This is a genomic window from Methanosarcina sp. A14 (assembly GCF_001729375.1).
GTDB lineage: Archaea > Halobacteriota > Methanosarcinia > Methanosarcinales > Methanosarcinaceae > Methanosarcina > Methanosarcina barkeri.
On the sequence record NZ_LZPK01000202.1, the window covers coordinates 1 to 10,465 of the forward strand.

The 10,465-nt window shown below is 40.7% G+C and carries 9 protein-coding genes and 1 tRNA gene; 7 read left to right on the forward strand and 3 right to left on the reverse strand.

Going from position 1 to position 10,465, the window contains the following annotated elements; translation table 11 throughout:
- Window positions 1-574: 574 nt before the first annotated feature.
- From pyrG to pyrE, 4 genes are all read left to right on the forward strand, one after another.
- Window positions 575-2,179 (forward strand): glutamine hydrolyzing CTP synthase, encoded by a 1,605-nt coding sequence (gene pyrG, locus A9239_RS10235; RefSeq protein ID WP_048116407.1) that lies wholly within the window; start codon window positions 575-577, stop codon window positions 2,177-2,179.
- Between the two features lie 179 nt (window positions 2,180-2,358).
- Window positions 2,359-2,592 carry a hypothetical protein gene (locus tag A9239_RS10240; protein ID WP_048116405.1) on the forward strand — a complete coding sequence of 78 codons (234 nt, stop codon included), beginning with the start codon at window positions 2,359-2,361 and terminating at the stop codon, window positions 2,590-2,592.
- Between the two features lie 981 nt (window positions 2,593-3,573).
- Entirely contained in the window at window positions 3,574-4,101 is a 528-nt protein-coding gene (locus A9239_RS10250) for a CDP-2,3-bis-(O-geranylgeranyl)-sn-glycerol synthase (protein ID WP_048116400.1), read from the forward strand.
- Between the two features lie 89 nt (window positions 4,102-4,190).
- Window positions 4,191-4,754: an orotate phosphoribosyltransferase gene (gene pyrE / locus A9239_RS10255; protein ID WP_048116398.1), complete on the forward strand. Its 564-nt coding sequence runs from the start codon at window positions 4,191-4,193 to the stop codon at window positions 4,752-4,754.
- Between the two features lie 36 nt (window positions 4,755-4,790).
- Here the strand turns inward: pyrE and A9239_RS10260 are convergent, their stop codons facing one another.
- The gene (locus A9239_RS10260; protein ID WP_048155845.1) at window positions 4,791-5,102 is read right to left on the reverse strand and encodes a carboxymuconolactone decarboxylase family protein; all 312 of its coding nucleotides are present in this window, start codon (window positions 5,100-5,102) and stop codon (window positions 4,791-4,793) included.
- 556 nt (window positions 5,103-5,658) lie between these two features.
- Between A9239_RS10260 and purD the strand changes: the two genes are divergently transcribed.
- The 3 genes from purD to A9239_RS10275 all read left to right on the forward strand — a co-directional run bounded on the left by purD (window position 5,659) and on the right by A9239_RS10275 (window position 8,502).
- Entirely contained in the window at window positions 5,659-6,960 is a 1,302-nt protein-coding gene (gene purD, locus A9239_RS10265) for a phosphoribosylamine--glycine ligase (protein WP_048155847.1), read from the forward strand.
- 326 nt (window positions 6,961-7,286) lie between these two features.
- Window positions 7,287-8,195, forward strand: a complete 909-nt coding sequence (argF, locus tag A9239_RS10270; protein ID WP_048116393.1) for an ornithine carbamoyltransferase — start codon at window positions 7,287-7,289, stop codon at window positions 8,193-8,195.
- A gap of 222 nt (window positions 8,196-8,417) precedes the next feature.
- Window positions 8,418-8,502: transfer RNA gene (locus tag A9239_RS10275), tRNA-Leu, on the forward strand.
- Window positions 8,503-8,610: 108 nt separating this feature from the next.
- Here the strand turns inward: A9239_RS10275 and A9239_RS10280 are convergent.
- Window positions 8,611-8,952 (reverse strand): hypothetical protein, encoded by a 342-nt coding sequence (locus A9239_RS10280; RefSeq protein ID WP_048116390.1) that lies wholly within the window; start codon window positions 8,950-8,952, stop codon window positions 8,611-8,613.
- A 546-nt stretch (window positions 8,953-9,498) separates the two neighbouring features.
- The gene (locus A9239_RS10285; RefSeq protein ID WP_080943710.1) at window positions 9,499-10,440 is read right to left on the reverse strand and encodes a threonine/serine exporter ThrE family protein; all 942 of its coding nucleotides are present in this window, start codon (window positions 10,438-10,440) and stop codon (window positions 9,499-9,501) included.
- Window positions 10,441-10,465 lie beyond the last annotated feature (25 nt).

Here is a 10,465-nt window from a genome sequence, read left to right on the forward strand (position 1 = left end):
GTCGATTTTCAGGTTCATAACTGAGGTTAACTTTAGATTTAGAACTGAGATTAACTTCAGATTTAGAACTGAAATTAACTTCAGATTTAGAACTGAAATTAACTTCAGATTTAGAACTGAAATTAACTTTTTAACCCGAGGTGAAAATTCACTTCAGGAGCATAAGTAAGACTTCATCTTGTTCAAAACTGAGAAAATCATGGAACAATCCATTATGGGCATTCATAAATATTTATAATTGCAGAATAACCTGAAAACAAGAAAATTGTACTTTTCTGTATCTTATTTTCCTTCACTCCAGGCTTTTCAGTCCGCCGGCACTTTAGCTATTACTTAAAGAATTCTATTTCATTTGGGTCTATTCTCTTACTTTCACTTCTTATTTGAGTCTGTTCATTTTTAGAAGTTGAGAGTAATTTTTATATCATGAAGATATTGGTATTGTGTTCGTACCAGAGGATTAATGACAGATTTCTTATACATTACTAATTTAATTATTTCCTGTCTAACTCCGTATAATATCCTTTAGCAGTCTGAAACTACTATTAGGAAAACCTAGTGAGGAAGCTTATCCATGAAGTATATAATAGTTACCGGTGGGGTGATGAGCGGGCTTGGGAAAGGCATTACCATCGCATCCATTGGCAGAAACCTTAAAAACAAAGGTTATAAAGTTACGGCTATCAAGATCGACCCTTACATCAATATTGATGCAGGCACCATGAGCCCCTACCAGCATGGGGAAGTTTTTGTGCTCAAGGACGGAGGTGAAGTGGACCTGGATCTTGGGAATTACGAGCGGTTCCTTGATACTGAACTTACAAGGGACCATAACCTTACCACAGGCAAGGTCTACTTAGAAGTAATTTCCAAAGAGAGGAGAGGAGACTACCTGGGAAAAACAGTTCAGATCATTCCCCATGTCACAAACGAAATCAAAAGCAGGATCAGGAAGGTCGCTGCTCGGAGTGGAGCCGATATATGTCTTATTGAAATCGGAGGGACTGTTGGGGACATTGAAAGCATGCCTTTCCTCGAAGCTGTACGCCAGATGCACAGAGAAGAACCTTCCGAAAATGTCGCATTTATTCATGTCACCCTGGCTATGGAAGACCTTCAGGGAGAGCAAAAAACCAAGCCTTCCCAGCACTCCGTAAAGGAACTTCGTGCCCTTGGGCTCAGTCCTGAAGTAATCGTTGTAAGATCAAAGTCACCTCTTCAGGAAAGCGCCAAAGAGAAAATTGCCCTCTTTTGTGATGTGCCACAGGAACTGGTTATCAGCGCTCATGACGCCAATGATATTTATGAAGTGCCTCTTGAGATAGAAGAGCAGGGATTAACCACCCAGCTCATGAAACACCTGCAACTTGAGTCCAATGTCGAAAACGGTGCATGGAAAGAGATGGTTGCAAGGATGCACTCTACAACCAACACGGTTAAACTTGCAATTGTTGGAAAATATACCAATCTTGAGGACTCTTACCTCAGCATCCTTGAAGCTGTCAAGCATGGAGGAATTGACAACGGATGCAGAGTTGAAGTCAATATGGTTGAAGCCGAAATTCTGGAAGAAAATCCAGCCGAGGTTGAGAAGCTAATACAGTATGATGGGATTCTTATTCCGGGCGGTTTTGGTGGGCGAGGCACAGAAGGCAAGATGACGGCAATTAAATTCGCCAGGGAAAACGATATTCCGTTCCTTGGAATCTGCCTGGGCATGCAGCTTGCAGTCATCGAATTTGCCAGAAATGTGGCTAAACTCAAAGGAGCAAACAGTACGGAATTTGATGAAGATACCCCTTACCCTGTGATTGATCTCCTGCCTGAGCAGACCAGTGTTGCAGAAATGGGCGGAACCATGCGCCTTGGGGACTATGAAGCCATCCTTACAGAAGGCTCTATTGCCGCTAAAATCTACGGGACCAATTACATTGTTGAACGCCACCGCCATAGGTATGAGGTTAACCCGGAGTTTGTTGACAGGCTTGAGTCTTATGGCATTGTCTTTTCCGGTAAAAACAAGAACAGGATGGAAATTGCCGAGATTCCTGGCAAGCGTTTCTTCTTTGGTTCCCAGTTCCATCCTGAGTTTAGATCACGGCCTGGAAGACCGTCTCCTCCATTCAATGGTCTCGTCGCGGCAATGTGCAAATACAGAAAGGAAAGAGAAGGACGATAAAGTACAGGAAGGGAAGAGAAGGATGATAAAGTAGGTAAAAGTTATTTTATGTGATTCATCACCTTTAATTCCTTTTTTATGAATATTTTAATTGTCTAAGGAAAATTCAAGCCTTTAATCTAACTTAACACTTTGTTAAAAATATTTATTTGGCTGGAAACTGATAAATACTTTTAAAATTGAAAAAGGTAGATTATGCGACATCTATTGAGGCATCTTACATAAATAGTGCCTGTACAGATATCGCAACTTCACCAAAACCTATGAAGGTACATATTATGGCAATGTCTAAAAAAGATCTGGAGAAGAAGAAAAGCGCTAAGAGAGAAAAGCTTGAGGAGCTGGAAAAACAGGCTTCTGCAGGTAGCAAGGACGCAAAGAAGAAGCTTGCAAAGGAAAAGAGGAAAAAATAATTTCTTTAGAAGTTTTTCTTTTCTAGATAGCGTGTAAAAAGATCCGGGGATTATTCACCCCCGATCAACACCAATTTTTAAATTTAAACTGTACAGGAAGTATTGCTAAATACCTTTTTTCTCGTCCTGGACACCTTTCTACCCTGTAATTTCATCGTCATTTATCTTTCTTCTTACCCAGTTTTTATCGCCTTTTTGTGACTTTTATTCTCTACAAAAAACGTGTTGATTAAGCATATTTTATTATAAATAGGGAATTATCAAAAAACAATAAATCCCAGGGAAAAATTAAAACCGGAGGGGAAAAACGAAGCATAATCCCCATCTGTAATTTAAGACTTAAACTTGAGCTGATCCCAAAACTCAAAATTGCTTCTCTGAATCCTGTATTCCGAACAATCAATCAAGTTTCTGATCATGAAAACAATCCTGAAAATTCTTGATGATTAAGAACGAAATGGCTTTTGGGATAGGCTCCTTAATAAAATAAGTACAATTAAATAGAGTCAATAATTACATAAGCCCATTACTTAAGCACATTGAGCTCTTGTTCAAGCCCAACATAGAATTCAATTACTTAATTTCATTTTCAAGTCAATGTTTAACTGCAGTTAATAAGTCAATGTTTAACCGCACTTAATTATACCCTGACATTAAGTATTTGCATCACTTTATAACCACGGAAAGCATGGAAAGCGCGGAAATTACGGAAGAATTGTGTTCCCATTTCCTTTATTCTATGTTTTCCGTGCTTTCCGTGGTAACATTTCAATTTAGATTGATGAAGAAATTTTGGTCGTTGAATATAAAAAAGCAGGTAAAGCAGCGAGCACAGGTTATTGGTATGTTCTACGGACAAATTATGAATGAGAGTAAAGAGTCCAGTAATATCCAGAAAGTTAAGTTCGTTTTAAGAAAAAGATAAAGTTGACATAAAGAGTTGATACCACGATTGAGCTGATAATTAAAGCATTCTGGTTGATGCTTCCAGCATACCTTCCCAACCCATTTGCAGCTGTTTTCGGTGGCGGAAAGCCAATTGACTGGGGCAGGACATATAAGGACGGAAGAAGGATCCTTGGAGACGGAAAGACTTATAGAGGACTCTTTTCAGGCATATTTTGCGGGTTTATTGCAGGATGTATTGAGATCTGGCTGAGTTCCAGAGGATTTGAGATTATGGGGATCGAAATGCCTGCCTTTGGCCCGGATTACAAAAGCGCTTTGATAGTTGTGCTCGCCCTCTCCTCCGGCGCTCTGTTCGGAGATATGTTCAAGAGCTTTTTCAAGCGCAGGATGGGCTTGAAAAGAGGAGCATCTCTTCCTCTGGTAGACCAGCTTGACTTTGTGGTGGGGGCCTGGGTATTTACATACCTTGTAGCCCCTGAGTGGTTTGTGAGCAATTTTACTCACGGGATCATGCTTACCATTATTATAATAACGCCTCTGCTCCATCTTACAACAAATATAATCGGATACCTTATAGGTGTAAAGAAAGAACCCTGGTGAAATTACACCGGAAATTCATAAGAATCAGTGTAGGAAGAACTTTAATAAAGCACTTATAGCGCTAATAAGGCTGCAAATACGGTGAGAGAATGAGCAAAACAAATTTAGAAACAGGAAATAACATTGAGAATCAGAAACAGGAGCTGATCGCAGCCCTCAAGGCCTGCGGAGCCGTACGCTACGGAAATTTCACACTTGCCTCGGGAAAGAAAAGCAAATATTATATAGATATCAAAAAGGCCAGTACTGACCCTAAAACCCTGAAACTTATAGCACGTCAGGCAGCATTCAGGATAAAACAGATGGATGTGAACATAATAGCAGGAGTGGAACTTGGAGGTGTGCCACTGGCAACTGCAGTTTCTATGGAAACCGATCTTCCTCTGCTTATTGTCAGGAAAGCTATAAAGGACTACGGTACAAAGAGCAGGTTTGTAGGTGATATTAGACCGGAAGATAGGCTTGTAATGCTCGAAGACGTAACAACAAGTGGAGGCTCGGTCAGGAACGCAATTGAGGTTGTCAGGGAAACCGGAGCAAGCGTCAAATATGTAATCAGTGTTGTGGACAGGGAAGAAGGAGCAATAGAAAATTTAAAAGAAGCAGGTACGGAACTTGTACCTCTTGTAAGTGCAAGCGATCTCTTAAAGTAAGGAAAGTGTGAAGACACATCCTGCATCTAAAGCTTTTCAGATTTTGCCTTCAAACCCATCAATTGCTGCAGGAAGGCACTCCAGAACTTTAGCAAAACCGGAGTGATGAAGGTTCAATACCACTGCAGCAACAATTTCTTCGCGGGTTGCACCCTCGTTCTTTGCCATCATTGCATGCATCTGTACACCCCGTGGGTTTCGATTCGCAGTCTGAATGGCTATGTTGATCAACTGCTTTGTTTTAGCATCAAGACCTTTCAGTGCTTTCTGTGCTCCAATAAGGTCGTTAAAACGTGCTGCGACCTCAGGACATTCTGTTTGGAAGATTTCATATGGATTTTGACTCATAGTTTTCATCTCCTGAAATAGTCTAATTATGTTTTACTTTATAAAAAGTAGGTTTTTCGTCAGGGAAAAAATAAGAGTTTTTCTCCCCGCTGAGAAAACCTAGAATATCCGGTTCAGAGAAAAGAGTTTAGATCACTGAAAACGCTGAAAACATTGAAAATGCTGAAAACATTGAAAATGCTGAAAACATTGAAAATGCTGAAAACATTGAAAACGCTGAAAACATTGAAAAATATGGAGCAAAAATTAAAACAAGCCTTAAAATGAAAGATTTTTAGTTAAGTTTAAAGCCTGACAATGAGAAGATATTTATTAGAAGAAATAGAGAACTAGGAAGTCCTTCAGCATATTCCTAATTAAAATTATTTGGTAACAAATCATCAATAAATTGTCAATAAAAAGAGACAGCTGCATAAAGCAGTATTGAAAGGTTTTGAGGACTGGAAATTCATTACCTTTTTCTCATCTCATCTATTTGACCTTATTATCAGTACATATTGAAACCATACTTATACTTGAACATAACAGGAATCTTTTTAAAACCAGGAGAATAAAAATGAAAATTTTGCTTATCGGCGGAGGCGGAAGGGAACACGCAATCGCCGAGGGAATCAAGAAAAGCAAGCATAATCCCTCTCTTTATGCGTTAATGGCGAAAAAAAATCCCGGAATTGCTTCCCTCTGTGAGGACTTTTTCCTTGAGAAAGAAACTGAAGTTGAAAAAGTTGTTGAGTACGCAAAAGCCAGAAACATCGAAATGGCTTTTGTAGGCCCTGAAGCCCCTCTTGCAGCAGGAGTTGCAGATGCCCTCTGGAAAGCAGGAATTCCGGTTGTAGGGCCTAAAAAAGCCTGTGCAACTATAGAATTTGACAAGGCCTGGGCAAGAAATTTCATGAAAAAATATGAAATCAAAGGCTGCCCTGCATATGAAGTTTTCACAGAGGAAAAACCTGCGCACGATTTTATAGAAAAACTGGGCGACGTGGCAGTCAAGCCCTCAGGTCTGACAGGAGGCAAAGGCGTAAAAGTTATGGGAGACCAGCTCCCTGACCTAGAAGCCGCCAAAGCCTACACAAGTGAGCTGCTTGAGAAAGGGCCTGTAGTCATTGAGGAACGCTTTATAGGAGAGGAGTTTACGCTTCAGGCCTTTGTAGACGGAAAAAGCCTTGTTTTCTTCCCTGCAGTGCAGGACCACAAAAGAGCCTATGAAGGAGATCTCGGACCCAATACAGGCGGTATGGGTTCATACACTGATGCCGGAGAAATCCTGCCTTTTATGCTCCCTGAAGACCTTGAGAAAGCAAAGAAGATTATGAAGGATACCGTAAAGGCGCTTTCTGAGGAAACCGGGACCGGATATCAGGGTGTTCTCTATGGGCAGTTCATTCTTACAGCCAGCGGTCCCAAGGTAGTGGAATTCAATGCTCGATTCGGTGACCCCGAAGCAATGAATGTGATCTCTCTCCTTGAAACAGACTTCGTGGATATCATGTCTGCAGTGGTTAAAGGGACTCTTGGAAATTTGCCTGTAAGCTTTAGCAAGAAAGCAACTGTCTGTAAATATGCAGTTCCTGCCGGTTATCCAGAAAATCCTGAAAAAGACAGCGAAGTAACTGTAGGAAACATAGGGGATGCGTCCATTTATTATGCCAGTGTCTACGAAAAAGAAGGAAAAGTTTACACAACCAGCTCCCGCGCAATTGCAGTTATTGGGATTGCTGAAACTATAACTGCAGCCGAAAAAATTGCCCAGAATGCCCTTGAAAATCTCCACGGCAAGCTATTTTTCCGGAAAGACATTGGGACTGCCGCTCTTATCCAGAAGAGAATTGACCATATGAAAGAACTTAGAGGCTAATTGCCGAAAATAAGGCTAACTGCTGAAAGTAAGGCTAACTGCTGAAAGTAAGGCTAATTGCCGAAAATAAGGCTAACTGCTGAAAGTAAGGCTAATTGCCGAAAATAAGGCTAACTACCTGAAATGTTCTGCAAAAGTACAGCGTGCAAATAAGTACTATGCAGTAGTATAAACTAAAATTCAACCAGAATGAAGTAATTTCGGTTAAAAAAGAGAAACTCAGCTTGAATGAAGAAATTCAGCTTGAATGAAGTAAATTCAGCTTGAATGAAATAAATTCAGCTTGAATGAAGTAAATTCAGCTAGAGTAAGTCGGGGTTGAAGTGATGAAGAAGGATGTACTTTCGATAACTGACCTGTCCAAAGAAGAGATTTATGAACTCCTCGAATCGGCCATGGACCTGAAAGAAAAACGCAAAGCTGGAGAACCTACAGAGTACCTGAAGAACAAAAGCCTGGGAATGATTTTTGAGAAAGCTTCCACAAGAACCAGGGTTTCCTTTGAGGTTGCAATGACCGATTTCGGAGGACATTCCCTTTACCTGAATTCCAGAGATATCCAGATAGGGAGAGGCGAAACCATTGAGGACACTGCCAGAACCCTCTCAGGCTACCTTCACGGAATCATGGCCAGAGTTATGAGCCACGAGACCGTAGAGAAATTGGCCAAATACTCAACCATACCCGTGATTAATGCGCTTTCGGACATGGAGCACCCCTGTCAGATACTTGGCGATTTCATGACCATAATGGAGTACAAGGACAAATTCGAAGACCTGAAGTTCGCCTGGGTAGGAGACGGAAACAACGTCTGTAATTCAGCCCTGCTAGGCTCGGCGATTGTGGGAATGGAATTCGCAGTTGCCTGCCCGAAAGGATATGAACCTAAGCCCGAGTTCCTTGAAAAGGCAAAAGCCCTCGGAGGTAAGTTTACAGTTACGGATGACCCGAAGGTTGCCGTAAAAGATGCGGATATCATTTATACGGATGTCTGGGTTTCCATGGGTGATGAAGCCGAACAGGAGAAACGCCTGAAGGACTTTGCTGCTTTCCAGGTCAATACCGAACTCCTTGGAGTTGCAAAACCGGACGTAATAGTTATGCACTGCCTGCCAGCCCGTAGAGGCCTTGAGATTACGGATGAAGTTATGGACGGCCCGAATTCCGTAATTTTTGAAGAGGCTGAAAACCGTCTGCATGCGCAAAAAGCCCTTATCCTGAAATTGATGAGATGAAAATTTCATCAATTCCAACCTATTTTATATACCAATAAATAATCGTGGATCATTTGGCTTTTGTGGTTTTAAGTTTCAGTTTAAAAATTACTTAAAACCTATTTTAGAAAAAGGAAATTCTTATAAGAGTCCCGGTGAATTTCGCCTTCTGAACAGGCTTTCAAGGAAAAAGTATAAGAACAAAGAGCACTACTATTGCTCCTGCAACATAAGCTACATCGTGCGAGAGTTGCCCAGCCAGGTCAAAGGCGCCAGGTTCAGAGCCTGGTTTCGTAGGAATTCGTGCGTTCGAATCGCACCTCTCGCACTAAACTTTTTTATTAGCTCTTATTTTTGCATAAGTGATCTAATTTTTTACTTTTTTGAATCACGGCAAGAAGCTTGGAGGAAAAGTTTTGGAACAAAAATATGGATTTTAAGATCTATTACTGACAATGTTTTCTTTGGCATTGTTGTTTTTAATCAATATCAGAATAAGTACTCCAATCCATGAGATTAAGAGTAATAACCACCATTTGCTTCTTCCCTTTATTTCCAGTGCCCAATCAGAAATTGGAAGCATTATTGTAAACCAAATGAGCAATGAGAGAATCATTGCAGAGAATTCGTCTAGTAATTCAGTTTCTGCAATTCCTGCAAGAATTCCAAAAACCGCGCCTACAAAGACAATAAGTCCATTCGTAAATCCAAGTGACAGAAATAATAAAAGATTTGGGTTCTGTTGAGCCCATGCTTTGAACCTTTCGTATCTCTCCATATTCCCCCCTCAGTTCAACTCACTAAGCTATGGGGTATGCGATATTAATTCCCGAGTCTCTTCCATAATGGATTAAAACAATGTTTGAGAAAAAGCAGGTAAAACATGCCCGCCTTCTATATGAAGGGGCTTGATACCTGCCGAATCGTCATATCCCACAAAGTATAAAGTTTTAAAACTATTTGTTTTTTTTTAGAATTTTAGTGACAGAACTTTTAATGTGTGTTTTAGCTAAGGGTCACAGAATATCATTGGTTAGAATCCCACCCAGACTTTTTAATCGATAAATTCTCTTCAGTTATTTTTTCAGTTATTCTAATTCACTTGCTTTTTATGGAGCCAGGAAAAGAACTTAATCAAAGGCGCCAGGTTCAGAGTCCAGTTTCATAGGAATTCGTGCGTTCGAATCGCACCTCTCGCACTAAAAATTTTATAGATACTTTTTTGTGATTTTAAGCCGACTTGAGCCAGATTATCTTTTTCTGTCACTGTATTCGGCCCCACATTTGAAAGAATCATTAAAGCTCAAAGTTTCTGTTCAATAACTTAGGGAGATGACCCGATTGTTAATGGATCAGCAATCGCAGCACCGATTAACAGCCCCGTGGAGATCGCCACAAAGGTCAGAGCTACCTGGATCAAACTGGCAATGGAAGAGGAATAGTTCTGTCCCACTAATGCAGCTAAGCTGAGAAACCCAAGTGATCCTGGAACCAGGACCCAGAATGCAGGTATTATAGACACATAATACGGTGTTCTAAGTTTGGATCGTTCCAGAAAAGTTCCTAGCATTGTCATGATGATGGAACCCGTGAAAGCTCCAAAAAGTCCCCCCAAAAAGTAGTTTCCTGCTTGCTGTCCAAAAAAAGTGGCTAACAATACAATTAAAACCCCTAACATGTCCTTGTTTCTTATGCACATCAAGAGGTACATCCCAAAGGTGAAAATAAGAACCCCAATATAGGGAGCCCACCAATACAAAGGAGTTGCCGTGTTGGCTATTATGTAATCTTCGGGCAAACCTACAACCTGGAGGCCTATTATCACTCCAAATAAGAGAAGTAGCAGTATTACAACTCCCTGAACCAGGCGAGCTGCACCAGATACCAGATTGTTTGCTGCCAGTTCGAACATTCCCGTAGACAGAACTGCTCCGGGAATGAAGTAAGCAAGTGCAGGGACCATTATGGTTAGAGACCCGTTTATAATTCCCTGTTTAATACCGAGAAAGAATATCGTGGAAACGATAAAGGCCGTTAGAACAGGCAGAACCAGAGTAAGTCTTGTTTTATCCTTGGAATAAGCCAGTATAAGTCCAGCTATGGCTCCTAATGCTCCACAAAAAAATAACCCATTAAAGGTTGGTAGAAAGAGCATTCCCAGGCCTGTGGAAAACAGTGCGTAACCTAAAATATTTTTAATATAATTATGTTGGCGCTTAACATTTATTATTTCATTAATACGCCTTATTCCCTGTTCAGGCGTTATTTCAGCTAGGACTTACGCAGTTAAA